The sequence below is a fragment of the Superficieibacter electus genome (genome assembly GCF_002915575.1).
GTDB lineage: Bacteria > Pseudomonadota > Gammaproteobacteria > Enterobacterales > Enterobacteriaceae > Superficieibacter > Superficieibacter electus.
Genome location: NZ_PQGD01000002.1, coordinates 1 through 25,019, shown reverse-complemented (window position 1 = coordinate 25,019; position 25,019 = coordinate 1). Strand labels below are relative to the sequence as shown.

The following is a 25,019-nucleotide window of genomic DNA, read 5'->3' as shown; positions in this document are numbered from 1 at the left end:
CTTACTCCTTAATCCTGTAGATGGTTTCAAGGACAAGCCCGGTGGGTACCGGACGAAACGTTCCCCTTAAGGACAGCTCGCGCTGCGAACTGGATTGTAAAGCATTGACCATAACCAGGCGTTTTGCAATTGCACAGCCGGTTTTTAAGAACTCTCTCCATTTGCCGCAAACTCATACGTGCGTCCTATACTTGTTGTCTCAACAGCAAAAAGGAGTCAATTATGACGATTCATAAGAAAGGTCAGGCACACTGGGAAGGGGATATCAAAAGCGGTAAAGGGACGGTTTCAACGGAGAGCGGCGTCCTTAATCAAAGCCCCTATGGTTTCAACACCCGATTTGAAGGTGAGAAGGGAACCAACCCTGAAGAACTGATTGGTGCTGCGCACGCCGCCTGTTTTTCGATGGCGCTTTCTCTGATGCTGGGCGAGCAGGGCTATGCTCCTACCTCCATTGATACCACCGCAGATGTATCGCTGGATAAAAAAGATGGCGGCTTTGCGATTACTAAAGTGGCGCTGCAAAGTAAAGTGTCAGTGCCGCAAATTGAGCAGTCGGCCTTTGATGCCATTATCCAGAAAGCGAAAGCAGGTTGCCCGGTTTCACAGTTGCTGAATGCTGACATCACCCTTGATTATCAGCTAAACGCATAATTCCTTTTTCGCCCGCTTTTTGCGGGCGAATCACTCATCCTTCTTTAAACATTTCGCTTTCTTTGCGCATGCCCAGCGCCAGCGTGTGTGAAGGGTCAAAAAGTGAAAAGCTCTCAACCTGTTCAAGTAAAATAACCTTGCGAAAATCCAGCGCTGATTGCGGTTCAGAGGACAGGGTAATGTCGTGTTCGGCATACCAGGCGCTGTAATTATGCTCGGCGGTAAACTCAAAGGTTTTACTATCACGATAACCGCTTAGCATGGGAATAATCACCACATTACTGGCGTTACTGGAATCAAATGTGGCGGCATGGATCATGCCAATATAGATTCGTTGTGACTTGAGGGTAAGCCAGACCAGTTGCCCGCTCTCCATGCACTGATAGAGCAGTCCTTCAAGACTGTTTGCGCTGGCCAGTTCCTTATATAAAGACAAGCGTCCTTTGCTATCCAGTCTGGCGCTCATTGCCCAGTTCGAGCGATAAAGACAAAAGAAAATGGCGAAAGCCAGCATAATGACTACTGGTGCCTGAATGCCCAGAAAGCTCCAGTTCATAAACACCATCTGGAATCGATGTTCTTCTGGTCCAAACCATACGGGCAGGGCGTTCATCGTGATGGAGGCAATAAGCAACAGCAGCCATAAAATGCCAGTGGCGATAATTCCTTGCAGGACAAAAATACAGCCATACAGGGCAACAAGAAAATAAACATCCCAACCAAAAGTGCGTTTAAATTTAAAGCGGGTGGATAAATCCCGGCTGCTGTACCAGTATCCACACACCATCAGTACCATAAAAATAGCCGTTCCCATCTCAGGCCCTTTTCAATGCGTTAACGTGGCGATTAAAATCGTCCTGCACGGCGCGGCAGTGGACATTTACTGTGGCGTTGCCGTCATCATCGACCAGAATGCGCTCGCCACCCTCAATAGATTCTTCAATATCGTGATGATTAATAACCTGTAAAAACTTTTCGGGGCTGGTAAAAAGTGAACGGAACCAATGCATAGATAAAACCTCCTCGACTCAGTATAGAAACTCTGGGTAAAAGAGATGGATATTTCATCGGTAAGCGGATGAATCTGAATGCCGGGCGCGCTACTGGTGCAACGCATTACCCTTTGATTCTGTACGTTTGAGCTGGACGACCGTGCCTTTCTCCCAGGCATCAGCCCCGTCAGCCACCGGATGTGCCGGGATATCCTGCCGTGACTGGCGAATCGCCTGCGAATTAATGTTAAAGCGACTATCCCGGTCCGCCAGTAGCCGGGGATCTAACTGCCCATCGTCCGTAAAGCCCATCATCAGCGCGGGAATGCCGAGCGGCAGCGTTTTATCGCGATCGGTGTGCCAGGTATGCCAGGTTTTACCGTAGGTGTTGACAATCTTGCTCATCAGCGGCTTTTCTGCGGATTCGGGTAGGCCGGGTGCGACAAGGCTGCCGGATTTTACTTCATAGCGATGGCTGTGCCAGTAGGGTTTTTCCTCAGCGGGTAACGTCCTGAACAAGCGCTCGCTAATAATGTATTCAATTCCCATCAGTTTGGCATCGCGCGTATTACCATCGTATATAACCGCTTGCATAACATCCTCATTCAGTACCGTAACGTAATGATGAGCCTCCATTTGTCCTTTTTGTTCGCCGTTATAAAAATGAAAACCATCCAAATAGGTACTGATAGCATCTATGGGTGGCCGGGACTGGATGACCGTCGCCCCCGTGGCAAGAACGTTCATTTTTGTGGACGTGGCTTCGCCGGTAGCTTTTACCGGGGAGGGGGAATTGGCTGCTCCACAGCCGGTAACCAGTAGCGACGCATAAATTAGCCAGCGAGATATTTTCATTAGGTAATGACCCTGTTTGTGTGTCGTTTTAATTCGTGTATTTCACATTAATGATAGTCGCTTTGTCGGAATACTCTTAGTCGAACTGTTAATTAGCCTGATAGCTTGAACTTTGCCTGCCGACAACTAAATTTAAAACTTCTCGCCCCGGCGGGCCATTATCCGGAGAATTATATGAAAGCACTAACTTATCATGGGCCGCATAAGGTTAGCGTTGATACGCACCCGGACCCGATAATTGAAGCCAGTGACGATATTATTCTGCGGGTAACCGCAACGGCAATCTGCGGTTCTGACTTACATCTCTACAGGGGTAAAATTCCTGGAACCGGGCACGGCGACATATTTGGCCATGAGTTTATGGGTGAAGTTGTTGAGACGGGAAAGGATGTCACGGCCGTCAGCCGTGGCGATCGCGTCGTCATTCCTTTTGTTATTGCCTGCGGCGACTGTTTTTTCTGCCAACTGGAGCAATATTCCGCCTGCGAAACCACTAACAGTGGTAAAGGCGCAGCCTTAAACCGTAAAACTATCACCCCACCCGCAGCGTTATTTGGCTACAGCAAACTCTATGGCGGCGTTCCCGGTGGTCAGGCTGAGTATGTCCGCGTGCCGAAAGCCAATACCGGTCCGTTTAAAGTCCCGCGCGTATTGTCAGATGATAAGGTTCTCTTTTTAACCGATATTTTGCCAACGGCCTGGCAGGCGGTTAAAAATGCTGAGATTAAAAAAGGCTCCTCCGTGGCGATATTTGGTGCCGGTCCGGTGGGATTATTATCCGCTGCCTGCGCCCGCTATCTGGGTGCGGAAAAAATATTCATGATCGACCATCATGATTATCGTCTGGATTTTGCCCGCCAGTGTTATGGCGTTATTCCGGTCAATTTTGATAAGAATGACGACCCGGCAGCATGGATTATTGAAAATACGAATAATCATCGCGGTGTCGATGCCGTTATTGACGCGGTGGGTTTTGAGGCGAAAGGAAGCCTGACGGAAACCGTGCTCAGCAATCTTAAAATTGAAGGCAGCAGCGGCAAAGCCTTAAGGCAGTGTATCGCCGCCGTGCGCCGTGGCGGGATTGTCAGCGTGCCCGGCGTTTATGCCGGCTTTATTCATGGTTTCCTGTTTGGCGACGCGTTTGATAAAGGTTTAACGTTCAAGATGGGGCAAACGCATGTTCATGCTTACTTGCCGGAGTTGTTGAAACTTATCGAAGAAGGGCTACTGCGTCCTGAAGAAATTATCACTCACCGTATGCCGCTTGAAGAGGCGGCGAAAGGCTATGAGATCTTCGAGAAACGGCAGCAAGACTGCAGGAAGGTGATCCTTATTCCAGGAATGACAGCTGCGGCAGAATAACCCGAGGGCCGGGTGACAGTGTCACCCGGCAGAGATGATTAATTAGATACCAACTGGACCACCACCAGCCTTCCGCCTTCCTCGCCAGAAAGTACAAACTGTGTACCGTCGTCCAGCGGCAGTTTATCGCCAATAGCAATGATCTTTTTCTCAGGTAATGCCATCAGGCCCGGAATAGCTTCGTTTACCAGCCACCAGCGATCGTTGTGAAAAACGAAGTAGCCAACGCGCTTTTTCTGGGCATCGGTTGTGCGTTCATTCGGCGCAATAAGACGGTTTACGTGCCAGGCAAACAGCGACTGGCCGCTCCATACCATTAACCGATGATCGTCCGGTCGGAAGCTGCCCGCCTTGCGCGATGAGTATAAATTCAGTATCGGGAGTTTGCCTTTATAGGGTGTACCGCAATAGGGGCAAACCGGTCTGGTTTTACCTGAAAACACATACCATTTTTGTTCGCAGTCCGGATTTTGACACGGCTGGATCAAATCCACTGTTTTAACCAGCGCAGTCTCCCATTCATCGGCGGTCGGGCGGCGCTGCGGCTCGTGCAGACCGTCAATAAACGCCCGATCGAACAGCGGGGTCAGATAAGGCCCCATGATGGTATAGGGGATTTTCTGCGGATCGGCCCACGGAAGCGAGGAGGGCGAGACCTGGCTGAGTTTAACCGCGTTGCTGCGATCGGCAGGGTGTTCAATGAATAGCGCTTTTTCACCCATCGAGAGGGATTCATCGCGCATTTCATCGTCCAGATCGTGGATTTTACCCCCACGTAGCGGATGGCGATAAAATAAGTACATGTAAATTAAAACCGATAATGCATGCCGGTCCGTTAAAATACTTGGCAGCACCCGGCGCGGATCGTCTTTTTCCAGATGGCTGGTTTCAACCACTTCCGGGGCGATGAAATCGGGTGTTCCCACCACATCGGGTGGGAATTTGCCTGGCACGACCAGACCATCGACATCAATAATACAGGCATGGCCTTGTTCCGGGTCAATCAGGACGTTTTTGTAGCTTAAGTCGCTGTGGCAAAGCCCGGCCGCGTGCATACGCCTGACTGCGCGACTTAATAACAGACAGACCTTAAGGTAGGTGAGCGTATTACCTTTCTCGCGTGGGTCGAGGAATTTATTCTGATTATTGGCACTGGCAAACCATTTACCTTCTTTTTCGCGTCCGCGAATGCCGAGAAAATCATTATTTTTGGAACCGTATTTGAAAAAAAAGTGGCTCTGATAAGTCGGTACCACGATGCCGATTTTACCGTCGTGCTCCACCACACTGGTTGGCCAGCAAAACAAATCCTTCCAGTATTCGCCGCCCGCCTGCTCAAAGATATTAGGCCGGTAGCGGCCGGTGATCATTGCAATCCGCTCTCGTGCCTGTTCATTCTGAGGCTTCTTATAAAACGCCACGACGTAGCTTTTATCCGGAGAAAAATACACATCTTTCATTGAGCCGGAGCCGATGATTTCATCTACATACTGGACGGTATTACCGTCCCGGGTCGTACAGGTTACGATATTAGCCATAGTCTCTCACCAGCTCCGGATCACCACGACACCACGATAGTACGATCGTCGTGATTACCCGGCGAAAAGAAGTTCAGCCATTCAAGCAGGTTTTCAGCCGCGCGCTCTGCATCATCGAGATGAGGCGTCAGGTCTGAAAGCAGCGCATCCCATTTTTGCGGGTTTTGCAGGCCGTTATCCGTTTCAAAGCAGGGATCGGATACGCCATCCGTCATTAATACCAGGTGCGAAATGTCTTTCCAGCGACCGATAATGATACGTTTGCTAAATTCCGCGTCCTGGATTGTCCCGGCATCCAGAAAGCGCGTCTGCCCGGCATACTCGCCGCTGTCAGGCATACCGAGCACGCGAACTCTTCCTTGTGGGCCATACGCCGCAATCGCCCCGTCGCCCAGCCAGAACGCGGCTGCAAACAGTTCATCGCCTTCACGAAATGAGACCAGCGCCAGGAGCGTCGTCGAGTAGGATTTGCTTTTTTCACCGGCAATTTTAGCTTCATGGTTAATATTATTGACTGCCAGAGCACAGGCAAGGCTGAACTGGCGATAAAAATAGTCCCAGATTTGCCGCTGATCGTCGCTATTCCACTGGAGGATTTGCGTTTTCAGTGCCAGGCCGTTTTCGGCTTTCAACTGATCAAACAAAAAGTTGCCAGCCGTTTGTGTCGCGATTCGCGACCCCTGACGTGAGTTGCTGGCGCTACCTGCGCCATCGGCCACCAGCATCACGCTCCAGCCGCTGTCCTCGCTGACATTAATGTAAAAATCATCATCGCGAAACGAACCGACATGGGCGTGGGAACGCCCCCGGCGACTGGCGGCGGCAATGGTCACGCCAGCGTGCTGAAGAAGCTGATGGTCGAGATTCTTTTTGTAGTAACGATCTTCGGTTGGCGGATCGATATCTTTCCACAGCGTGCGTGGATCAGGATTAACGATAAACGTCACCGTTGATGCGCCCTCAGGGTGAGACGGACAGGACCACTTGACCGTGATATCAACGTCGCCACTGGCGGTCGGGGTGCCTGAAAGCGTTGCGTCGGTTTTATCGAACGTTATCCCAATAGGGGAAGGGAAAATCACATCCTGAATTTCTGCTGGTTCACCGTTATCGAGAGAAATTTCCACCTCGCAATGAAAAGCGGTTCCGGCCCTGGCATTTGCCAGAACGATTCGCGCGGTTGGAGCCTTGAGGGGCCGGGCATCGGGAGATGAAGGACTGGCGGGAACCTGGCCTGGTTTCAATACTTCAGCCGGTTTGCCGGAAGCATCTTGCGGTGAGGGCGATTCATCCAGTTCATGATAAGGCATTTTTTGCCATGGCGCGGGACTTAACGGTGCGACCGCATCTTGTGCGGGAGGAGGAACATCATCACCGCCACTGTCGTCGGCAAAAGCTTCAGTTTCAACATCGGGAGCACAAACTTCAGCGTCATCCTGTTCACGGCAGGGGCTGATTTTTTCAATAATGGCGCTGAGTTGAGTCTGAAGTTCGGAATCATCGCTCAGGGATTGCTGTTCTTCCGGGGTCAATGTAAGCCCCTTTTCCGCGATGATCAGCGCGATGATCTTTTGTTGCAGGGAAATCGTCTCGTCCATCATCCTTTCCCTCTGTTGACGTCAAAATCGTTATCATCACAGTTTCTGAACGTTAAGGTCTTGTCGCACCACGGGCAGACAATGTCGTCCGGGCCATTGATGCACAGCAATCTACCGCAACTACACAGCGCAAATGCGCTGGCGTTGCCGCAGTGGGGACAGCCGGGCACGCCGTGTAATTCGCTGGTATTTACCTGCATTGACGAGGCCGTCTGATCGCTCCATTCAAAATAGTCTTCATCAATGGGATAGCAGCCAGCAAGGTTAAAACCGTTGATATTTAAATTAAAATTTAGGCCAGAAAGGTTTACCGGCGGGCGCTCATATTTGATGAGGTACGGGCGGCGTGATTTACTACACCGACCGGCAAGGGTGACGCAGGTTTCATCGCAGGCGCGCGCAACGTCATCTTTCGCCAGCTTGACCAGGTATTCCGTTTGGGCAGGTGGCGGCGGGGCTTCTTCACCCACGCTACGGCTGTGGGCGGTGACCGAGGCGGTGATCCATTTGATAAAGCGCGTAAAATCGCCTTCCTGCGCTTCGTTAAAATGGAAAACATTCTCCGTAAGCTGGCGCAGGGTATTAAGATCGGCGGCGGGACCAAGTCCAATACCGATCAGATTCACCTTGCGGGCGTAATTCTCTTTCCAGCGTTTAATTTCCGCGCTGGCGTCATCGGTCGGTCGCCCGTCGGTGAGCAGATAAACCACCGGTTTCCAGTCACCTTTACGTTCAACGGTTGTTTTTCGCACCTGGCTGTCAATTTGCGTGGTCAGCTCACGCAATGCCGATCCGAGATTGGTGCCGCTGCCTACGGGCAGGCGCGGCGGGTAGAACGATAAGACTTCATGTAACGGCACGATAGTTCTGGCGATACCAGCAAAAGCAATCACCGAAATCCAGGCTGTTTCAAGGGCGTGCGGATCTTTTCTCAGGTCGTTGACGATCATTTGCAGACCGTCATTCATTTTTTTCAGATTGTCGCCAATCATGGACTCTGAGCAGTCCAGGACAAAAAATACCGGCAGTCTTCTCACGAGTTCACCTCAAAAGGCCGATTACAGTACCAACTGAATTTCGGGCGGCGGCGGTGGGAGTGTATCCGGGCTGGCGTTGATGCCTGCGCTGCTGCTCCCCGAGGCAACGCTTGCTGATACCCACTTGAAGAAACCCGCAAAGGCGGTGGAGTCCAGCGTTTCAAGCGCCACAACCGTATCGGTAAGCTGTTTCAGGTGTTCGTGACGTGCTTTAGGCCCAACGGCACAGGCGATAATTGACCCAAACGCGCGTTTCTTGACCTCTTTAATTGCCTCGCCATAAGCCCAGCTATCGGACGGGGTGCCGTCGGTCATTAAAAAGACCAGTGGCCGCCAGTCACCTTTTTGATCGCCATCAGAACGTCGCACATCGCGATCGACACAGCTAACCAGGCATTCCAGCGCCGCGCCGGTAAACGTACCGCCAGCGCTGGGAACGACAATGTCAGTAAACTGGAAATTTTCCAGTGCGGATAATGGCGTATGCTCGCGTGCTTCATTGTCAAAGGTGATAATTGAAATATGGACGCTCTCCAGCGCGTATGGGTCCTGGCGCAGGGCGCTGAGCATTGCCTGGACGCCAACGTTAACCGCATGGATAGATTCGCCGCGCATCGACCCTGAAGTATCAATCAGCAGATAAACCGGAAGTCTTCTCATATCAGATATAGCTCTTTAAATGCGTCACAAATGTATCGGAGGCAGACGGTTCACCGATGGCATTGAGTTTCCAGCCGTCCGGTTCTCTCACCAGCTCAGCAAAAAGCATGGAGCACTGATGATTAAATGTCGCGCCGCCAGAGAGATCGAAGCGTGCCATTTCAATATTGCGTGCGTCTACTGCCCGAATAAAGGCATTCTTTACTTTGCCAAAATGTTGATTCAGACGTTCGCCGTTATAAATTTGAACAATAAAGACAATTTTTTCATAACGCGGTTCGAGGGCATTGAGCTTAACGATAATTTGCTCATCGTCACCATCGCCAGCACCAGTACGGTTATCGCCGGTGAGCCAGATATTGCCTGATTTATGCCGCAGGCTATTAAAGAATATGATGTCGCCATTAACCAGCGTCGGCTTGCCGTTCTCGTGATCGCCTAAATCAGCGACCTTTCCCTGGGCATTACACAAGAAAGCGATAACATCGAGATCGTACTCTTCTTCTTTTTTACCAAACATACTGCCTAAAAAGCCTTTCTTCTCTTCGTTGATATCCCACCCCAGACCGATGGTGACAGAAGAGAGATCGTATTCGTTTTTGCGCAGGCTAACGCCTTGCCCCTTGCGTAAACTTACTGACATAACATCTCCTTATTTATGTTGTTACAAAACGACGTTAACTTCAGGCGGCGGGGGAGGTAAATCATCCAGCCCAATGACTTCTTTTTTAGATTCAACTTTCTGACTGCCGACAGAAATGCTGGCGGAAACCCACTTAAAGAAGGCTTTAATAGTGGTTGAATCCGCCGTGTCCAGTTGCACTACGATCTCAGTGATTTGCTGTAATACGGTGGTTTCTGCAGAGTGTCCGGCCGCGCACGCAACCACCACACCCGTTCTGGCGGCTTTAAATTCGCTGGCACCTTTGCGCCAGTCATCGGTCGGTGAACCATCCGTCATGATAAAAACCAGTGGACGCCAGTCACCTTTGGTATCAGCCGTGGTTTTTTGCACTTCGCGAGAAATACAATCGGCGGTCAGGGACAGCGCCTCACCCAGCGCGGTTGTGCCATTGGCCACCAAATCGGGAAGTTTAAAACTCAGTAAGTCGGTTAATGGCACAGCCTGACGTGCAGAAGAATCAAAGGTAATAACAGACACCCAGGCCGTTTCAAGGGCGTACGGATCTTGCTTGAGGGTAGTGAGCAGGGTCTGAACCCCATTCTTGACCGCTTCGATCGGTTCACCGTGCATAGACCCGGAGGTGTCGAGAAGCAGATAAACAGGAAGTCTTCGCATGTGTAGCTCCTGATATTATTGATTTTGAATCACAGGCCGATAGCCAGGCTAATGACCAAAATACAGTATGCTTTTAAGGCGTTATGCGCGAGTATTTTTCTGGATATTAAAAATGAAAACTGAGTGTAACCCGTAGCATGCGCTACGGGCAGGGGAAAACGATCGCTATTTCCTGGTATTGACGCGCTCACTTTGCAGGAGTTCAAATGCTTTTTCCGTCAGCAGCTCAACAACTTCACTACGGGTTTTGTCATTGGCAAAAGCATAGCGATCAATTTTACGCAGAACGCTCATGCGCAGGGAAAGCGAAACTGCCGTTTTTTTGTCTTTATCCAGATCGACCCAGCGGGTGGCATCGCCTTTTTTAAGCTCTGCATTAGCGGTCAACGATTCGGTCATCCGACGCAGTGCTTTTTTATCCAGCGTACCAAAATGGATCATCTGGTAGGCATGCACGGCCTTACTGTATTTAATATCCGCCGAATAGGATTCGCGAAGTTCTTTAAGTGCCCGGGTGAGGGTAGGTTCGGAGCAGTCCAGAAGCTCAAGAATATGACTTGCGGAAACAGGCTTCCCCGAACCAAGGATAGTTGCCAGCCTGAACACTCTTTCTTGGCGGGAACTTAATAGCATTTTCTACATTACCCCTGGTTCTGCTGCGATAAGGGAACGCGAACGATTCCACCGTTACCGCGATCGCTAATAATGCCATAGACCTGGGCGCGTTCCAGAATGGCCGAGGCCCATCGGCGGTGGGTTGCCGGTTCGCACATCGCACCCAGTGATTTGAATACGGCCTGCGAGGAGTTGAGAATGCGCAAGGCGTCTGCGTAATCGTTGTCAGATACGCGCAACGCCGCCTCGATTTTGGTGATCTGGTTTGGGTGGATAGCCGTTTTTCCTACCAGCCCATGCGCCATATCGAGCGCCAGTTCTTTGTCCATAATGTCATGGTCGTCAATATGCTCGCAGACGGGGGCGGTGAGGGCAAAACCGCGAGTCGCAAATACTGACACCAGCATTTTGATAACGTAGCCCATTGGACCGTCATACAGGGTAAGGTGGCGTGGGCGTCGCAGGGAAATCACATTCATTAAGTCGTTACCACCAATCCGCAGCGCAATGATGCGCTCATGGCAAGGATGCCCGAACATCAATATTGCTAACTGGCGCATTTGCTCTACGTCATAAACCTCTTCGGTTTCAAGGGTGGGCATCATGCACAAATGAGTATGCTCAATGAAATTCCACCACGCCGATAACGACGCCAGCGTAAATTTCGGCAGAACCAACCCATCAATTGGGCTTAAGTTCATCGTTTTTACCAGCCGCGCGCCCATACTAACGTCACGCGGGCGAATAAAGACCAAAGGCCAGTGCGCACTGCCACTGGCGGCTTTCGCTTTAGCCAGCGTTTCAAGCAGGATCTGTAAATTGTTGAGGGCCTCGGGGATATCCTCCTCGCTGACAGCGTCTTCCAGACAAATCACCAGCGAACGTAGGCCTTCCACTTTTGACGTCAGGATTGCATCTGCTATATCCGTACGTGTGGCGGGCATGTAGAGGGTTGCCCCAAGATTCCAGGGGGAGAGGCGTTTCATCATCAAAGCACCTTTTTAATGATGGTGACGGCGCGATATTGCCCGATGTCGTCGCCAACTTCAGCGATCGCAATGCCTTTATCCCGCGCCAGAGCGACAAGTAAAGCCACATCAGGATCGTCAATGGCACGAACAAAAACGTGATCGGGTACCCGGCGTAGCACCGCTCGCGTCGCTTCAGCGATGCCGGGTTTAATTCGATTAATACTGTCTACCTCGTAACTGGCGGCCAGCGAACTGACCACCCAGTCACTTTTTTCACGCAGCAGCGTTTTGTTTGAACTCGTCGGTGACAGTGCGGGAACATTATGAAGACGTCGACGCTGGTCGGCCACGGTATCCACCAGCGTGCGGCTGCATTCATAGGCAGCAAGATGGTTACACACTACGCAGCCATGAAAACCGTCCTGTGTCCAGATGGACCGAGAGATGAGTCCTGATACCGGTGCGCCCATAATCCCAAAGGGGATTAGCCAGTCATCATCGCTGGCTGACAGCCAGGCCCGGCCACAGGGATCGGCCAGAACAACCAGGCGAGGAAGGACTGGATAGCCGGGGCGGTCTTTCAGCGATGCCACCAACTGACCAGTAATGGCACCTTTTCCCGTCCAGCCATCGACAAAAACGATGCCCTGCGTACCGTGGCGGGCTTCAATCCAGTCAAGCGCTGCGGTATCAATGCCACGATCGCGAATAATACTAATACCATAATGAAAGGAGGTTTTGCCCATATCACGCAGCGCCTGCTGGAGCATGACCCCCAGCGGTATGCCAGCGCGGACCAGGCTCGCCAGCACTATCGGTGTATCGCCAAACTGAGCAGCCAGTGCGCTGGCAAGCTGCTGAACTTCGGTGGCCAGACGCAGGGCACCGCGATCGAGTGAACGGCGGAACAGGTCAAGATGCCATGCCGAAGGTTCTGGCTCCTGGCTGAGCATCTCTGAATAATGTTTTTTACCGGACTGAATATACTCTTCTTTTAACTCAACCGGCGTCATTTCCATTTGCATCGGCTGCAGGAGAAAATGGACATCTTCGGGCAGATAAGAGCCAGAGAAAGGAATGACTTCATGCATGTTCATTTTCTCCAAACAGTGAGTGCGCAATCGCCTCGGCGAACTGACTTTGCTGCGGAACGCCAAACCAGGTACAGAGCTTCATAAAACGATGGTCGCTCAGACTGTCACCAAGACCGATGACCGGAAAAACGCCGCGTTCAGCACGCAGTTTTTGCAACAGCCAGTTGACTGCCAGACCTTTTTCCACCGGCTCGGGTAGCCAGGCAATGTTGTTACTGTTGCGATGAATATAAAAGCCATTGGTTGAGAACAGCGTCTCGATTTCGTCACCCATCGCATTAAGTTCATCCAGACGCGTACTGTCACGATGCTTCATCACCAGATATACCGGTACATCACCGTACTCATAATTAAGGCGCGCCCAGGCGTTAATTCCTCGTGCCTCCATCAGCTCGGTAATTTGCCGCTGCATTGAGGTGAGTTTTTCACCATAGGGCTTTAAGCAGCTCAGCATATGGGCTTTCCACTCTTCATCGGGCTGACGATCTGCATTCAGGATGACCGCACCATGCGTGGTGATAGCCCAGGAGTGAAACGGGATCTGTACCCGACTAATCTCTTCTGTGCCTCTGGCGGTGACCGGAATTAACTCCGCATGCTCCAGTAGCCAGTCCACCAGCAGGGCCTGCTCCTCGGTCATAAAACTGCGGGGTTGCAGGCTGCGGTCGAGTGCACCGGTGCGAAATGGTTTCAGATCCAGCTCATTAATCATTTTGCGCCGGGTCTGAAACAGGGTGTCATCAAGGTCGGTAAGAAAAATGGGTTTATTCATAGGTAATAATCTCTACACGACCAGCGACATTCTTCAGACTGGTAAGCAGCAGCGGATCAATGCTCTCAGCCGGTGTTTCAGCGCACAGGAGAATGCGATCAAATGACTGATGCGCGACGTTATAGACAAAGTTGGGAATACCCAGGCCATAGTTGTCAGTAAAGGAAATCGCGGACTGGATAGCAAAGCCGGTGGCAATCGGCGAACGCGTGGTCGAGCTATATTTTACTTTTGCGCCTAATCCTTCCAGCCGTTCGGCAAGTAAAAACGGTTCCCAGACAAACTCGCCGGTACCCAGTACAAGAATATTCTCGCCTGGCTGTACGGTGATGTCAGGAGCCAGATCGGCGGCGGGCTTCATCATGCCAAGCCTCCCCCAGGTCTGCTTATCTGACGGGGAAAAATGGCCGGTTGCGGTAACGTTGACATTCGGCATTACCGGCACCGGCGCATTGGGAAGGGGGTCCCATGACCATTGTCCGCTAACCAGCGACAGTGCTTGTACGGGAAGCGGACAACCTGTGGTCAGCGCGTTGTGACTCCAGTCGGTCAGGGTTACAGTCACAACCTGACGCAAAGAGGTCAGGCCACCTTCGTTGCGTAATGCCGCTAAAAGGTTAATGAATGTATTGCCCGTGGTGGCCTCATCATCAATGAGCACCACTGTCTGAGCGTGCTGAACGCGGCGGCGCATTTCAGGGTCGCAAGGCAGATAGAGCAAATGATCGGTGGCATGACTGTGCGCTTCTTTAAATTCGCACAGGAGTTCACCATCAACGGGATGGCGTGTCGAGGTCAGATAAACGGCATCGTTTACCTGGGTTCTCAGTTCATCAAAAACACCCGCGCCCAATCCGACGGCTGTCTCAGCCATCCCAATAAACAGCACAGGGCCAGGAAGATTTTCGGGAAATGATGCGCTGAGCTGACGAAACACCGACCGCATGGTGGCCGGTGATACCGGAATGTGCCGGCCAAGTACTTTGCTGACGAATAAAAATGCGCGTTTCGGATTGCGGCGCTCGGCGATATCAAATAATGACTCAAGCGTCGCTGCGCCTTTATGACGAGTGACGCTGATGGTTCCACTGGTCAGAGTGCGACGATAAACATTGTCGTCGAGGGTGTTCATCATAGTGATACGTCCTGAACGTGATGGTGAATAATCATACTGGCCTGTTCCATGCGTAGGGATTACAGTGCATTGGTCAGCACAGGGTCATAAGCGATAGCCCCGGTCATGGCACGGACTACCGCAGGCGCAAAGTCCGTATTTGCCGCTGACTGAACGTCATGCTCGTTGAGATAACCCAACGTGAAGCCCGCATACAGCCCCGCCAGGTTAACGCCACTGAGTCGGGTATAACCGATCCCGCCGGAAGGTCGCATATTGATTTCAAGGAGAACGGGCTTACCACACTCATCATTGCGTGTTTGTACGTTGACAAGTCCGTCCGCTTTCATGGTTGCCGCGCAGGCGCACGCCAGTTCCCAGGCTTCACCGCTTTTTTCAAGATATTGAAGCGCGCCTTCTTTACGTCGTCCCACAGCCGCCAGGACCTTGCCTTTATTGACCAGCATATCGACGGAGTATTCCGGCCCTGGTAAATAAGGCATCAGCACCAATGGTTCAAAAGATCCGGCAGACTCGCAGGCGGCAAGATATTGCCAGGTCGTGACCAACCGACGCTCAGGATAATTAATCATGGTCATCGGTGAGGCTTCATTGTCAAAGCGCCAGAATCCCATGCCATAAATTCCTTTCACCGGTTTGACACAGAGCTGTGATGTAGTGAAAGGAGAATGTGCAAGCTGTGTTTTAAGTTCACTCAATGCGGTCACGCGAACTGAGGGAACAACCGGTAGCCCGTTTTTCTCCATTAACTGAGCAAAGGTCACTTTGTCGTCAGCAATATCGATACCGTCGACGTCTGAAGCACCGGTGGTCAGTGTCACACCGGTTGCTTCAATGGCGGGGCGATGAAGCTCGAACCAACGACAATGGCGACCAGTATGAATAACATTAATTCCGTGTTCTTTTACTATAGCTTCAATAAATGCCAGCCGCCGATCATCATCTTTCGGCTCTGATAAAGAAAAATGGGCCAGCGATAAAATTTCATTCCTTTCATTGCGATGCGAAGCATAGATTGTGATGGGTTTACCACACGCCTGGGAAAAATCATTTACACTTTGAATGATATCCCGTTGAGAAGAAAGCCCTTCCATAAACCACATTTTATTTTTCATTTTTTGCTCTTTACGGGTCATTACTTAAATAGGGGGATCGCAGCAGTTTATTGATGACAGGCTATATTGTCAATCATATTATGATTTTAAATTTTAAGGTATTCACCTGCCTAATTAATGGGGTTATTTATATGATTACCTCCCAAAAAATGGGGGGTGAAAAATATAAAAACAATATTATCAATAGGTTATTTTGGAATGGAAAAGTTTTTTTGAAAATTGTCTTGTGAGTGAACTACATCATGATATGATTTTCTTACGGATTGATTTTCACTGCAGATGTCTCGTTTCAGTTAACCCTTGTTAAGGAAAATATATGGTCTCTTTAAGTAAGAATCAGACGGTGTCGCTTAGTAAAGAATCTTCTTCACTCAGCCAGCTTAAGTTTGGCCTTGGCTGGGACCCTATCACTAAGAAAAAAGGATTTTTCGGCGGTCTTCTGGGCGGTTCTGACGATATCGATCTGGATGCAAGCTGTATTCTGCTGGATGCCAGCGGTAATAAAATTGATACCATCTGGTTTCGTCAGCTTAAATCCCGCTGCGGCTCTGTAATCCATAGCGGTGATAATTTAACGGGGGAGGGCGACGGTGATGATGAAGTCATTAACGTCAACCTTTCTCAGTTGCCTTCGCAAACTGAATATCTGGCTTTTACCGTGAACAGTTTCCGTGGGCAGACGTTCAATGAAGTGCAGAATGCCTTTTGCCGCGTAGTCGATCAGTCAAATAAAGAGCTGGCACGCTACGAGCTTTCTGAGCAGGGTAGCCACACGGGTATCGTTATTGCTTCTTTGCGCCGTAATGGCGGCAGCTGGGACTTCACTGCGTTGGGCAATGCCTGTCGCGGGCGGACTATCGATGACATGCTGCCAGAAGTTGTGGCTACGGTGGTACGCTAATGAATCTGAGCCCAGGAGGCAATACTTCCGTTCCTGACGGCGAGTTGCGTGTACGAATCCTTTCCGGTTCGGCTGTCGATACCTCCGCTTTTCGACTGTACGCCGAAGGCAAGGTAAAGGGCGACCCCGATATGGTTTTTTACGGCCAACCAGCTAATGACGATGGCACGATAAGTTTGATCAATGAAGGTAATACCACCACCTTTACCGTCAATCTCACGCGGCTGAAAGCCGATGTGCAAAAGGTGGCTTTTACTGCGACCTGTGAAGGCACGCAGAAGGTTTCAGGGTTAGGGAGCCTTGCTATTCAGGTCGAACATGCCGGTGCATCGGTTGCCAGCGGTACCGTTGATCTTAATGGCCGAACGGAAGCGGCGTTGATTTTGGGCGAGCTTTATCGTCGAAATGGTGAATGGAAATTCCGCTTTATTTCTCAAGGCTTTAATGGCGGTCTAAAACCTCTGGCGGAACATTTCGGCGTGGATATTGCCGATTCGCCAGCACCAGCACCAGCACCGACAACGCCCCCGGCGCCCGCTCCCGTCCCTCCGGCTAATAAAATCAGCCTGAGCAAGGTCTCATTAACTAAAGAGAAACCAGCGATCAGTCTTGCCAAGCGAGACAATTTTGGTGAAATCCGCATTAACCTGAACTGGCACCGTGGTAGTAAATCATCCGGACTGCTGGGAATGTTTGGTGGCGATAAAGGTGTTGATCTCGATCTCGGCGCGTTTATCAAGCTTCAGGACGGGCATAAAACGGTGGTTCAGGCATTGGGCAATGCTTTCGGCTCTTATCATTCTGAACCCTATGTCCAGCTTCAGGGCGACGATCGCACCGGAGATGTTAGCGATGGAGAATGGATTCATATTAATGGTCGGGAATGGAAAAACATTAGTGAAGTACTGATCTATACCTTTATTTATCAGGGCGCAGCCAGTTGGGATAAAACGGACGGGATTGTCACCCTCCACGTTCCCGAACAGCCACCGATTGAAACGCGCCTTACTGAAGGTGACAACAAACGAACGCTGTGTGCTATCGCGCGTCTGATCAATGAAAACGGCGCGATTAAAATCGAACGTATTAATCAGTTCTTCAAAGGACAACAGGAGATGGACCGTGCGTTCGGCTGGGGCTTTCGCTGGTCTACTGGTTCAAAATAACGAGGACAGAGTGATGAGTTTTTTCAATAAAGTTAAAGGTGCATTTAATACCAGTCGTGAAGAGCTGACAAAGCAGGTCAGTCGTTTTAAAAATAAAAAATTTATGCAGGGTACCGTGGCGGTCTGCGCTCGTATCGCCGTAGCCAGCGATGGGGTGAGTGCGGAAGAAAAACAGAAAATGATCGGTTTTCTGAAAGCGTCTGATGAACTGAAAGTTTTTGATACTGCTGAAGTTATTGAGTTCTTTAATAAACTTATTTCAAGTTTTGACTTTGATATGGAAATCGGTAAAGGCGAAACAATGAAATACATTCTGGCTTTGAAAGATCAGCCTGAAGCCGCCCAGTTGGCGATTCGTGTAGGCATTGCCGTGGGCAAAAGCGATGGCAATTTTGATCCTGATGAGCAGAAAGCCGTTCGTGAAATTGCCATTGCGTTAGGCTTTGAGCCTGCCGAATTTGGCCTCTGATTTTTCTGCAAAGGGTAAAACATGGTTTCTACACATATTGGATTTCCGGCTGAAACAGTCACTGTATTTATTGCATTGGCAGTCGGTGCCATCTTTATTGACCTCTTCATGCACCGCCATGACAAACCGATTTCGTTGAAAAGCGCGGCGTTATGGTCTGTATTCTGGGTCATTGTGGCGATGGCTTTTGCTGGTTTCCTGTACGTGCATCATGGTGCGGAAGTGGCAAGCCTGTTTGTGACCGGTTATGCGCTTGAAAAAGTGCTCTCTGTCGACAATTTATTTGTCATGATGGCTATCTTCTCCTGGTTTGCTGTACCGGATCGCTATCGTCACCGCGTGCTGTACTGGGGAATTATTGGTGCCATTGTCTTCAGGGGGATCTTTGTTGCTATCGGTACGGGGTTACTTTCCCTGGGGCCTTACGTCGAGCTGGTTTTTGCCATTGTCGTGGCATGGACTGCGGTCATGATGCTTAAAAGCGGTGATGATGATGATGAGGTTGAAGATTACTCTCAACATCTGGCTTATCGCATGGTCAGACGCTTTTTCCCGCTGTGGCCAAAACTTGCCGGACACGCATTTTTGCTTACGCAGAAAGAAGTCGATGTTGAGCTGGCAAAGCCGGAAAACAAAGATGTCACTGTGGGGCGTGTTAAAAAGGCCGCGCTTTACGCCACGCCGCTGATGCTTTGTGTAGCCGTCGTTGAACTGTCGGACGTTATGTTTGCCTTTGACTCTGTGCCAGCCATTATTGCGGTCAGCCGCGAACCATTGATTGTGTACAGTGCGATGATGTTTGCGATTCTCGGTCTGCGTACGCTTTACTTTGTTCTTGAGGCGCTGAAGCAGTACCTGACGCATCTTGAAAAAGCGGTGATCGTCCTGCTGTTCTTTATCGCAGCCAAGCTGGGTCTTAATGCCACCGACCATATCTGGCATCATGGCTATAGTCTTTCCGCCACAACCAGCCTGATTGTCGTTCTGGTGGTACTGGCTATCGGGATCATCGCCAGCGTCTTGTTCCCGGGAAAAGCGGATGCAGAGTAAATTATTTTATCTTTAAAACGTAACCAGTGAGGATTTTTTATGAGCGTTTCTCTTTCTAAAGGCGGCAACGTATCTTTGAGTAAAGCTGCACCAGCAATGAAAAATGTCCTGATTGGTCTTGGCTGGGATGCACGCTCTACCGATGGTCAGGATTTTGACCTTGATGCGTCAGCATTCCTGCTCGGACAAAACGGCAAAGTGCGTGGTGACGCTGACTTCATTTTCTATAACAACCTGAAGTCTGCAGACGGCTCCGTTACCCATACCGGCGATAACCGCACCGGTGAGGGTGATGGCGATGATGAATCCCTGATCGTCAAACTGGATACTGTGCCTGCCGATGTCGATAAAATCATCTTTGTGGTCACTATTCATGACGCCCAGGCCCGCCGTCAAAGTTTTGGTCAGGTTTCCGGCGCGTTTATTCGTCTGGTAAATAATGACAACCAGACTGAAGTTGCTCGTTACGATCTGACGGAAGACGCTTCCACTGAAACCGCCATGCTGTTTGGTGAACTCTATCGCCACAACGCGGAGTGGAAATTCCGCGCCGTAGGCCAGGGTTATGCCGGCGGTCTGGCATCCGTTTGTGCTCAATATGGCATTAACGCCTCGTAATTTCCCCTATCTACCGGAGCTGCAAACGCAGCTCCCTCATTAACAGCAGGAGCTAAAAATGGCAGTTTCTCTCGTAAAAGGCGGTAACGTATCCCTTACTAAAGAAGCACCAACCATGAACGTTGCCATGGTCGGTTTGGGATGGGATGCTCGCGTAACGGATGGCCAGGATTTTGACCTGGATGCGTCAGTCTTTATGGTTGGCGAGGATGGCAAGGTGCTGTCTGATGGTCACTTTATTTTCTTCAACAACAAATTGAGTCCGTGTGGTGCCGTTGAGCATCAGGGCGATAACCGTACCGGCGCTGGCGAAGGTGATGATGAGCAGATTAAAATCGATCTGACCAAAGTTGATGCCAACGTGAAAAAACTGGTTTTTTCCGTGACCATTTATGAAGCTGATAGCCGCAAACAAAACTTCGGCATGGTCAGCAACAGCTTCATGCGCGTTTACAATAACGACAATGGCACTGAAATTGCCCGCTTCGATCTGTCTGAAGATGCATCGACTGAAACGGCGATGATCTTTGGTGAGCTTTACCGTCATGGTACTGAATGGAAATTCAAAGCCGTAGGTCAGGGCTTTGCCGGTGGCCTGGGAGCGCTGGCTTCTCAGCACGGTGTAAATATCTAAAAGTGCAGTTTAAAGCCCGGTATTTATTACCGGGCTATTTTATGGTGGGTAAAAAAGAACGCCTTATTGCCGTAAGCGCAAGGGTGCTGTTTTTTGCCAGCAATTTATGAAGGGAACCGCTATGCAACTTCAGGCAGGACAAAATATTGTGCTCACTTCCTCCGAGGTAATATTAACGCTCGATTTTCAGGGACACACCACTTTTCGCAGTGACATTGATCCTTCCGCCTTTCTTCTGGATGCAAACGGCAGGGTGACTCAGGACGCTGACTTTATCTTTTTTAATAATTTACAGTCGGTAGAAGGTGCGGTGCGCCTGACTCTCACACCGCAGCGCGCTACGCTTCAGGCGCGGTTAAAAGATATACCGCCACACATCCACAAGATTGCATTAACCGTTGTAATCGATGGCAATGACGCGCTGGGCAATCTGGCGCGACTTTCCGTTGCCGCCGATCAACTGGCTCGATTTGATGTCGACGTCAGCGGTCGTCAGGAAAAAGCGCTAATAATTGCTGAAATTTATCGCTATCAGGGGCAGTGGAAGTTAAAAGCCATTGGACAGGGTTTCAACGGTGGGCTGGAGCCCCTGGCGAAGCATTACGGCGTGGACGTTGCTGCGCCCGCTGCTGAAGTTGCGCCGGTTAAAATCAGTCTCGAGAAAAAACTGCAGGAAAAAGCACCGCGTCTGGTTAGCCTTGCTAAAAATGCCACTGTCAGCCTGACGAAGTTTAAGCTGGAATCGATTCAGGCCCGGGTTGCATTTGTTCTGGATGCATCAGGTTCAATGAGCCGACAGTTTAAGAAAGGTAACGTGCAGGCGGTGCTGGACAGAATAGCCGTGCTATCGGTTCAGTTCGATGATGATGGCGCAATGGATTTATGGGGATTCGCCCAGCGACACAAAAAATATCCTGATGTGACGCTGGATAACCTTGAGGGCTACATCTCCCGAATCCAGAATGCTTCCCGCAGTACAATGCTGGAAATATTGCCGGGACTCGGCGGCCTCAATAATGAGCCGCCGGTGATGAATGAAATTGTGGATTTTTATCAGGGGAGCACGTTACCGGTATTCGTCGTCTTTATTACGGATGGCGGTATCAGTAAGACGCGTGAAATCAAAGAAGCGATCCGACGCTCAGCTGAAGGACCTATCTTCTGGAAATTTGTTGGCCTCGGCGGTTCAAGTTACGGAATCCTTGAAAAACTGGATACTTTCACTGAAAGGCGAGTGGATAACAGCAATTTTTTTGCCATAGACGACTTCGCGAAAATGAAAGATGAGAAGCTCTACGATTTATTACTGGAAGAGTTCAGAGACTGGTACGATAAAGCAAAAGCAATGCATCTTTTCTAGTGGCATCGCCCCGGTATGGGGCGATGCGGTAATAAATTAGTAGTTCTGATGGTTTGCTTTAAGCATTTCCAGTGGGGACTTGCGACGTTTCCAGGCAGGATGGAAATGACGCCAATGAGCGTCTCGCGCTGCGGTGAGGAGCTCATAGTCTCCCCGGGTATCGCCCCAGGCTCGCAGATGGTATTGCGCAAGCGAGCCATATACGCTTTCAAGACGGTTAATTTTTTGGATGCATCGGCAGTTATGACCGCTGATCCGGCCGGTTAGTTTTCCGTCTTTTACTTCAAGCTGGGTACCAATAAGTTTTACCCCCAGTTTATCCGCAAAGGGCTGCAGAACCAGTTCGGGTGACGCTGAGCATAACGTCACTTCTGCGCCGGACACCCGCTCGGAAGCTACTGCCAGCAACCCACTGGAACGCATTAATTTGTCCCAGTACAACTGACAAAAAGTTTCTGCCTTTGCACGCAGCCATTTCTCCTCAATGTCGGTTAAAAAGGTTGTGATTAACACTTCCTTTAACTCATCTCTGGTTAACTTACGGCGCATACAGCGCAGCGCAGGCAAGGTCATTTTGGCAATGTTGCGAATGAAAAAACGATTGCCAAAAGCATAACGCAGAAAAGGGATGAAGCTATCATGACGCGTAAGCGTTCCGTCAAAATCGAAGACGGACAGAACATTGGCGTGGGTGGTTTCCATAAAAACGGTGACTCTCAATGATAGTGACATTTCTTAAAGATGGCGCAGTAACGCTCACCTTAGCGATGATACACATATCATCTCAAATTATCAGGGGTTAATCATGGTTTAAATGGTGAGAAGAGAAGGTTGCCCGGAGCGTGATGATTTCACGCCCGCTATCCGGTAGCCAGAGTTTTAAACACGCGGATCAGATATCATCCATCGTGTGATCAACAATAATTTCTAATGTCTTGCGAATGATATCACCTGTGACCACGTCATCATTGGTGTCGAGAAAAGAGATAAGCGTTTGAATAATAGCCTTATTAGATAACTCACCGTTCGACGCCATGATGCTTCTGATAGCGGCACCAAGCATGGCTGATTCTTCAACCAGCCGGTCACCGGCCGTACGAAAATAGTGAGTCAGCGCCATGTTAGGCAGATTTTCATATTGCTCTGGTTGCTGAAACATCACCTGGCTCATGTATTTACTCCATATAATGATAACTGTCAGTGGTTTTTGCTTTTACCCGACTGCCGACGGCTGCCGAACAGTTGATGAACATTATCTTCATTCCATTGTGACGATTCACGAATGGTATGTTTACGCTCTGCAGTACCACTAATCTCCGCGATAATGCCTGAAAGGATATCGCGTCGCTGATGATTGGATTCGCTTGACTCAATGGACCGTAGTCTATTGATGAGCGTCTGAGTATTAATCGGACTGTTATCGGCTAACAGTGATAATACTGCTTCGCCAATAAGCTCGTCTGTCAGTTGTTCAATTTCACTTCTTTTCATAACTGCATCTCTAATTGCCGCTGCATCCTGACCTGGAAGCAGGGCCGAAAGTCAGTTCTCTGCTGGAAGAGGTCCGCTGGGAATTGCCGGTCCTTTTTGTAGCATGCAACATTTCCTCCGCCCGAAATGACTTACTAAAATAGGGCATCTGTAATTCAGGTCTGATATCTCTAGCGGTCAAATAGCAGACCAATCAGGGTGTGATAGTGATTTTCTTCTTCCGGACCAGAAGCCGTTTCAAGCCGCTTAAGTAATTTGGTACAGATGGCTTTGCGGTTCAGACTACGTCCGTCCATAAGAATCTCCCGTACAATTTCACCGAGCGTTTCCTGCTGAGTTGGCAGGGCTGCTTTATTGAAATAACGGGCAATGGCATTAGCGGTATCTGGAATGTAACCATTCTGCTGCATATGTCACTCCTGTAAAATAAATTGTCACCTCAAGTACGGCTAAAGTTATACAAATTCAGGAAACTTGTACATAGTGAATTGTACAGTTCGTTAAAATTATTTTTACATCTATTTTTTTATTCTCATTTATCAATCGCTTGAGTGTGTGTTTTTTAGAAAAAAATTAATGTGCCCTGTACAATCTCACTCTGCATTTGATGCAATTTTTTCCTTAATGTGTACAAACCGGCAAAAAACTGACTGTTTTGAGCAAGGAACGTGATGAAAAAGTGTAAGTAATACAAGATCAGTAAGCGGCTATCTGCTAGTGTGACTCTTCATTCATCTGGTCTATGGAACCTTCATGCTCACAACTATCATTTACCGCAGCCATTTTTGCGATAACGTTCCGTATAAAGCGCTTGAGGAAATGGTTACTGCCGCAAACGACAAGAACAGTCAGGCTGGGGTAACTGGCATTCTGCTTTTTAATGGCACCCACTTTTTTCAGTTACTTGAAGGTCCGCAAGAGAGCGTCACTACTATCTACCGCCATATTTGTGAGGACGAACGCCACTATAACGTCGTAGAACTTCTGCGGGATTACTCACCTTCAAGGCGTTTTGGTAAGTCAGGGATGGAAATTTTTGATTTACGTGAGCATGACAGAGATGAAGTGCTACAGGTTGTGCTTGATAAGGGCACATCCAAATACCAGCTTATTTACGATGACCGTGCGCTACAGTTCTTTCGTACCTTTGTGGAGGCAAGAGAAAAGGAAAATTACTTTGAAATTCCAGCCGATGATTCCTGGGATTTTGTCAGCGACGGAAATGTGGTGCAACTGCAGGATTTAAGTCTTACTTCAACCGCAGATTGCAGCTTCGCGTTTCAGCCGACGATTGATCCACTGGCTCAGGAAGTGGTTTCTCTTGAGGCATTGCTTCGGACCGTGCAGGGTGAGGGACCGCAGGCCTATTTTGCGTCTTTCAGCGCAGATGAGGTCTATCGTGCCGATATCCAGAGTAAAAAAGTTGCCTTCGCAATGGCGGCGGCATTGAATCTCGGTGAACAGACGCTAACGGTCAATCTTCAGCCAATGACGCTGGTAAAAGTCCCTGGTGCGGTGAACTTTCTATTATCTGAAATTGAAGCGAATGGCCTGGTGAATCGCCACGGGTTTAACAGACACCCCGGAGTCATTTAAGATGACTTAAAGAGAGGTGCCCATGAGCGGTAAGCG

At 49.7% G+C, this 25,019-nt stretch carries 28 protein-coding genes and 1 pseudogene; 10 read left to right on the top strand and 19 right to left on the bottom strand.

Annotation, left to right across the window (positions count from 1 at the left end; translation table 11 throughout):
- The first annotated feature begins 222 nt into the window (after window positions 1-222).
- Complete coding sequence (locus CHU32_RS02185) at window positions 223-654, top strand: OsmC family protein (protein WP_103678595.1); 432 nt, start codon at window positions 223-225, stop codon at window positions 652-654.
- Window positions 655-688: 34 nt separating this feature from the next.
- On the opposite strand, the gene CHU32_RS02180 is transcribed toward CHU32_RS02185, so the two are convergent.
- The 3 genes from CHU32_RS02180 to CHU32_RS02170 form a co-directional block, all read right to left on the bottom strand.
- Window positions 689-1,468: a hypothetical protein gene (locus CHU32_RS02180; protein WP_103678594.1), complete on the bottom strand. Its 780-nt coding sequence runs from the start codon at window positions 1,466-1,468 to the stop codon at window positions 689-691.
- Between the two features lies 1 nt (window position 1,469).
- Complete coding sequence (locus CHU32_RS02175; RefSeq protein ID WP_103678593.1) at window positions 1,470-1,664, bottom strand: hypothetical protein; 195 nt, start codon at window positions 1,662-1,664, stop codon at window positions 1,470-1,472.
- Between the two features lie 90 nt (window positions 1,665-1,754).
- Window positions 1,755-2,501, bottom strand: coding sequence for an OBAP family protein (locus CHU32_RS02170; RefSeq protein ID WP_103678592.1), 747 nt, complete (start codon window positions 2,499-2,501; stop codon window positions 1,755-1,757).
- Between the two features lie 174 nt (window positions 2,502-2,675).
- On the opposite strand from CHU32_RS02170, the gene CHU32_RS02165 reads away from it, so the two are divergent.
- Window positions 2,676-3,863, top strand: coding sequence for a zinc-dependent alcohol dehydrogenase (locus tag CHU32_RS02165; RefSeq protein WP_103678591.1), 1,188 nt, complete (start codon window positions 2,676-2,678; stop codon window positions 3,861-3,863).
- A gap of 38 nt (window positions 3,864-3,901) precedes the next feature.
- Here CHU32_RS02165 and CHU32_RS02160 read toward each other — a convergent pair whose 3' ends face one another.
- The 12 genes from CHU32_RS02160 to CHU32_RS02105 form a co-directional block, all read right to left on the bottom strand.
- Window positions 3,902-5,401, bottom strand: coding sequence for a helix-hairpin-helix domain-containing protein (locus tag CHU32_RS02160; protein WP_103678590.1), 1,500 nt, complete (start codon window positions 5,399-5,401; stop codon window positions 3,902-3,904).
- A 20-nt stretch (window positions 5,402-5,421) separates the two neighbouring features.
- Window positions 5,422-6,999, bottom strand: coding sequence for a PP2C family serine/threonine-protein phosphatase (locus CHU32_RS02155; RefSeq protein WP_103678589.1), 1,578 nt, complete (start codon window positions 6,997-6,999; stop codon window positions 5,422-5,424).
- Window positions 6,999-8,036 carry a TerY-C metal binding domain-containing protein gene (locus CHU32_RS02150; protein WP_103678588.1) on the bottom strand — a complete coding sequence of 346 codons (1,038 nt, stop codon included), beginning with the start codon at window positions 8,034-8,036 and terminating at the stop codon, window positions 6,999-7,001. The genes CHU32_RS02155 and CHU32_RS02150 overlap by 1 nt, the downstream gene beginning before the upstream one ends.
- A 21-nt stretch (window positions 8,037-8,057) precedes the next feature.
- Window positions 8,058-8,696, bottom strand: a complete 639-nt coding sequence (locus tag CHU32_RS02145; protein WP_103678587.1) for a vWA domain-containing protein — start codon at window positions 8,694-8,696, stop codon at window positions 8,058-8,060.
- A 1-nt stretch (window position 8,697) separates the two neighbouring features.
- Window positions 8,698-9,339, bottom strand: coding sequence for a TerD family protein (locus tag CHU32_RS02140; RefSeq protein WP_103678586.1), 642 nt, complete (start codon window positions 9,337-9,339; stop codon window positions 8,698-8,700).
- 21 nt (window positions 9,340-9,360) lie between these two features.
- On the bottom strand, window positions 9,361-9,996 hold the full coding sequence (locus CHU32_RS02135) for a vWA domain-containing protein (RefSeq protein WP_103678585.1): 636 nt from the start codon (window positions 9,994-9,996) through the stop codon (window positions 9,361-9,363).
- Between the two features lie 165 nt (window positions 9,997-10,161).
- A complete protein-coding gene (locus CHU32_RS02130) occupies window positions 10,162-10,629 on the bottom strand; it encodes a tellurium resistance protein TerW (protein WP_103678584.1) in 468 nt (155 codons plus the stop codon).
- An 8-nt stretch (window positions 10,630-10,637) separates the two neighbouring features.
- Window positions 10,638-11,600: an HpcH/HpaI aldolase/citrate lyase family protein gene (locus tag CHU32_RS02125; protein ID WP_103678583.1), complete on the bottom strand. Its 963-nt coding sequence runs from the start codon at window positions 11,598-11,600 to the stop codon at window positions 10,638-10,640.
- On the bottom strand, window positions 11,600-12,679 hold the full coding sequence (locus CHU32_RS02120) for a cysteine protease StiP family protein (protein WP_245880168.1): 1,080 nt from the start codon (window positions 12,677-12,679) through the stop codon (window positions 11,600-11,602). Before CHU32_RS02120 ends, CHU32_RS02125 begins: the two co-directional genes overlap by 1 nt.
- The gene (locus CHU32_RS02115) at window positions 12,666-13,448 is read right to left on the bottom strand and encodes an HAD family hydrolase (RefSeq protein WP_103678581.1); all 783 of its coding nucleotides are present in this window, start codon (window positions 13,446-13,448) and stop codon (window positions 12,666-12,668) included. Before CHU32_RS02115 ends, CHU32_RS02120 begins: the two co-directional genes overlap by 14 nt.
- The gene (locus CHU32_RS02110; protein WP_425444877.1) at window positions 13,441-14,580 is read right to left on the bottom strand and encodes a phosphoribosyltransferase domain-containing protein; all 1,140 of its coding nucleotides are present in this window, start codon (window positions 14,578-14,580) and stop codon (window positions 13,441-13,443) included. The genes CHU32_RS02115 and CHU32_RS02110 overlap by 8 nt, the downstream gene beginning before the upstream one ends.
- A gap of 62 nt (window positions 14,581-14,642) precedes the next feature.
- Window positions 14,643-15,698, bottom strand: a complete 1,056-nt coding sequence (locus CHU32_RS02105; RefSeq protein ID WP_103678614.1) for an ATP-grasp domain-containing protein — start codon at window positions 15,696-15,698, stop codon at window positions 14,643-14,645.
- 316 nt (window positions 15,699-16,014) lie between these two features.
- Between CHU32_RS02105 and CHU32_RS02100 the strand changes: the two genes are divergently transcribed.
- The 7 genes from CHU32_RS02100 (at window position 16,015) to CHU32_RS02070 (ending at window position 21,896) form a co-directional block, all read left to right on the top strand.
- Window positions 16,015-16,599 (top strand): TerD family protein, encoded by a 585-nt coding sequence (locus CHU32_RS02100; RefSeq protein ID WP_103678579.1) that lies wholly within the window; start codon window positions 16,015-16,017, stop codon window positions 16,597-16,599.
- Window positions 16,599-17,765, top strand: coding sequence for a TerD family protein (locus CHU32_RS02095; protein ID WP_103678578.1), 1,167 nt, complete (start codon window positions 16,599-16,601; stop codon window positions 17,763-17,765). The genes CHU32_RS02100 and CHU32_RS02095 overlap by 1 nt, the downstream gene beginning before the upstream one ends.
- Before the next feature lie 13 nt (window positions 17,766-17,778).
- Window positions 17,779-18,234: a tellurite resistance TerB family protein gene (locus CHU32_RS02090; RefSeq protein ID WP_103678577.1), complete on the top strand. Its 456-nt coding sequence runs from the start codon at window positions 17,779-17,781 to the stop codon at window positions 18,232-18,234.
- Window positions 18,235-18,255: 21 nt separating this feature from the next.
- On the top strand, window positions 18,256-19,284 hold the full coding sequence (locus CHU32_RS02085) for a TerC/Alx family metal homeostasis membrane protein (protein ID WP_103678576.1): 1,029 nt from the start codon (window positions 18,256-18,258) through the stop codon (window positions 19,282-19,284).
- A 39-nt stretch (window positions 19,285-19,323) separates the two neighbouring features.
- Window positions 19,324-19,902, top strand: a complete 579-nt coding sequence (gene terD, locus CHU32_RS02080; protein ID WP_103678575.1) for a tellurium resistance membrane protein TerD — start codon at window positions 19,324-19,326, stop codon at window positions 19,900-19,902.
- A 58-nt stretch (window positions 19,903-19,960) separates the two neighbouring features.
- The gene (locus CHU32_RS02075; protein WP_103678574.1) at window positions 19,961-20,536 is read left to right on the top strand and encodes a TerD family protein; all 576 of its coding nucleotides are present in this window, start codon (window positions 19,961-19,963) and stop codon (window positions 20,534-20,536) included.
- A 121-nt stretch (window positions 20,537-20,657) separates the two neighbouring features.
- Window positions 20,658-21,896, top strand: a complete 1,239-nt coding sequence (locus tag CHU32_RS02070; protein ID WP_103678573.1) for a VWA domain-containing protein — start codon at window positions 20,658-20,660, stop codon at window positions 21,894-21,896.
- Window positions 21,897-21,932: 36 nt separating this feature from the next.
- Here the strand turns inward: CHU32_RS02070 and CHU32_RS02065 are convergent, their stop codons facing one another.
- The 4 genes from CHU32_RS02065 to ycgZ form a co-directional block, all read right to left on the bottom strand.
- Window positions 21,933-22,598, bottom strand: a complete 666-nt coding sequence (locus CHU32_RS02065) for an HAD family hydrolase (protein WP_176691714.1) — start codon at window positions 22,596-22,598, stop codon at window positions 21,933-21,935.
- Window positions 22,599-22,788: 190 nt separating this feature from the next.
- On the bottom strand, window positions 22,789-23,055 hold the full coding sequence (locus CHU32_RS02060; RefSeq protein WP_103678613.1) for a biofilm development regulator YmgB/AriR family protein: 267 nt from the start codon (window positions 23,053-23,055) through the stop codon (window positions 22,789-22,791).
- Between the two features lie 38 nt (window positions 23,056-23,093).
- A complete protein-coding gene (locus CHU32_RS02055) occupies window positions 23,094-23,387 on the bottom strand; it encodes a hypothetical protein (protein ID WP_103678571.1) in 294 nt (97 codons plus the stop codon).
- A 170-nt stretch (window positions 23,388-23,557) separates the two neighbouring features.
- On the bottom strand, window positions 23,558-23,797 hold the full coding sequence (ycgZ, locus tag CHU32_RS02050; protein WP_103678570.1) for a regulatory protein YcgZ: 240 nt from the start codon (window positions 23,795-23,797) through the stop codon (window positions 23,558-23,560).
- Window positions 23,798-24,140: 343 nt separating this feature from the next.
- On the opposite strand from ycgZ, the pseudogene CHU32_RS02045 reads away from it, so the two are divergent.
- Window positions 24,141-24,944: pseudogene (locus CHU32_RS02045) on the top strand (BLUF domain-containing protein); the annotation flags it as partial.
- Between the last annotated feature and the right edge of the window lie 75 nt (window positions 24,945-25,019).

Coding starts and splice junctions, on each gene's coding strand:
- CHU32_RS02185 (WP_103678595.1), top strand. CDS start 223: ATGACGATTCATAAGAAAGGTCAGGCACACTGGGAAGGGGATATCAAA.
- CHU32_RS02180 (WP_103678594.1), bottom strand. CDS start 1,468: ATGGGAACGGCTATTTTTATGGTACTGATGGTGTGTGGATACTGGTAC.
- CHU32_RS02175 (WP_103678593.1), bottom strand. CDS start 1,664: ATGCATTGGTTCCGTTCACTTTTTACCAGCCCCGAAAAGTTTTTACAG.
- CHU32_RS02170 (WP_103678592.1), bottom strand. CDS start 2,501: ATGAAAATATCTCGCTGGCTAATTTATGCGTCGCTACTGGTTACCGGC.
- CHU32_RS02165 (WP_103678591.1), top strand. CDS start 2,676: ATGAAAGCACTAACTTATCATGGGCCGCATAAGGTTAGCGTTGATACG.
- CHU32_RS02160 (WP_103678590.1), bottom strand. CDS start 5,401: ATGGCTAATATCGTAACCTGTACGACCCGGGACGGTAATACCGTCCAG.
- CHU32_RS02155 (WP_103678589.1), bottom strand. CDS start 6,999: ATGGACGAGACGATTTCCCTGCAACAAAAGATCATCGCGCTGATCATC.
- CHU32_RS02145 (WP_103678587.1), bottom strand. CDS start 8,696: ATGAGAAGACTTCCGGTTTATCTGCTGATTGATACTTCAGGGTCGATG.
- CHU32_RS02140 (WP_103678586.1), bottom strand. CDS start 9,339: ATGTCAGTAAGTTTACGCAAGGGGCAAGGCGTTAGCCTGCGCAAAAAC.
- CHU32_RS02135 (WP_103678585.1), bottom strand. CDS start 9,996: ATGCGAAGACTTCCTGTTTATCTGCTTCTCGACACCTCCGGGTCTATG.
- CHU32_RS02130 (WP_103678584.1), bottom strand. CDS start 10,629: ATGCTATTAAGTTCCCGCCAAGAAAGAGTGTTCAGGCTGGCAACTATC.
- CHU32_RS02125 (WP_103678583.1), bottom strand. CDS start 11,600: ATGATGAAACGCCTCTCCCCCTGGAATCTTGGGGCAACCCTCTACATG.
- CHU32_RS02120 (WP_245880168.1), bottom strand. CDS start 12,679: ATGAACATGCATGAAGTCATTCCTTTCTCTGGCTCTTATCTGCCCGAA.
- CHU32_RS02115 (WP_103678581.1), bottom strand. CDS start 13,448: ATGAATAAACCCATTTTTCTTACCGACCTTGATGACACCCTGTTTCAG.
- CHU32_RS02110 (WP_425444877.1), bottom strand. CDS start 14,580: ATGAACACCCTCGACGACAATGTTTATCGTCGCACTCTGACCAGTGGA.
- CHU32_RS02105 (WP_103678614.1), bottom strand. CDS start 15,698: ATGAAAAATAAAATGTGGTTTATGGAAGGGCTTTCTTCTCAACGGGAT.
- CHU32_RS02100 (WP_103678579.1), top strand. CDS start 16,015: ATGGTCTCTTTAAGTAAGAATCAGACGGTGTCGCTTAGTAAAGAATCT.
- CHU32_RS02095 (WP_103678578.1), top strand. CDS start 16,599: ATGAATCTGAGCCCAGGAGGCAATACTTCCGTTCCTGACGGCGAGTTG.
- CHU32_RS02090 (WP_103678577.1), top strand. CDS start 17,779: ATGAGTTTTTTCAATAAAGTTAAAGGTGCATTTAATACCAGTCGTGAA.
- CHU32_RS02085 (WP_103678576.1), top strand. CDS start 18,256: ATGGTTTCTACACATATTGGATTTCCGGCTGAAACAGTCACTGTATTT.
- terD (WP_103678575.1), top strand. CDS start 19,324: ATGAGCGTTTCTCTTTCTAAAGGCGGCAACGTATCTTTGAGTAAAGCT.
- CHU32_RS02075 (WP_103678574.1), top strand. CDS start 19,961: ATGGCAGTTTCTCTCGTAAAAGGCGGTAACGTATCCCTTACTAAAGAA.
- CHU32_RS02070 (WP_103678573.1), top strand. CDS start 20,658: ATGCAACTTCAGGCAGGACAAAATATTGTGCTCACTTCCTCCGAGGTA.
- CHU32_RS02065 (WP_176691714.1), bottom strand. CDS start 22,598: ATGGAAACCACCCACGCCAATGTTCTGTCCGTCTTCGATTTTGACGGA.
- CHU32_RS02060 (WP_103678613.1), bottom strand. CDS start 23,055: ATGTTTCAGCAACCAGAGCAATATGAAAATCTGCCTAACATGGCGCTG.
- CHU32_RS02055 (WP_103678571.1), bottom strand. CDS start 23,387: ATGAAAAGAAGTGAAATTGAACAACTGACAGACGAGCTTATTGGCGAA.
- ycgZ (WP_103678570.1), bottom strand. CDS start 23,797: ATGCAGCAGAATGGTTACATTCCAGATACCGCTAATGCCATTGCCCGT.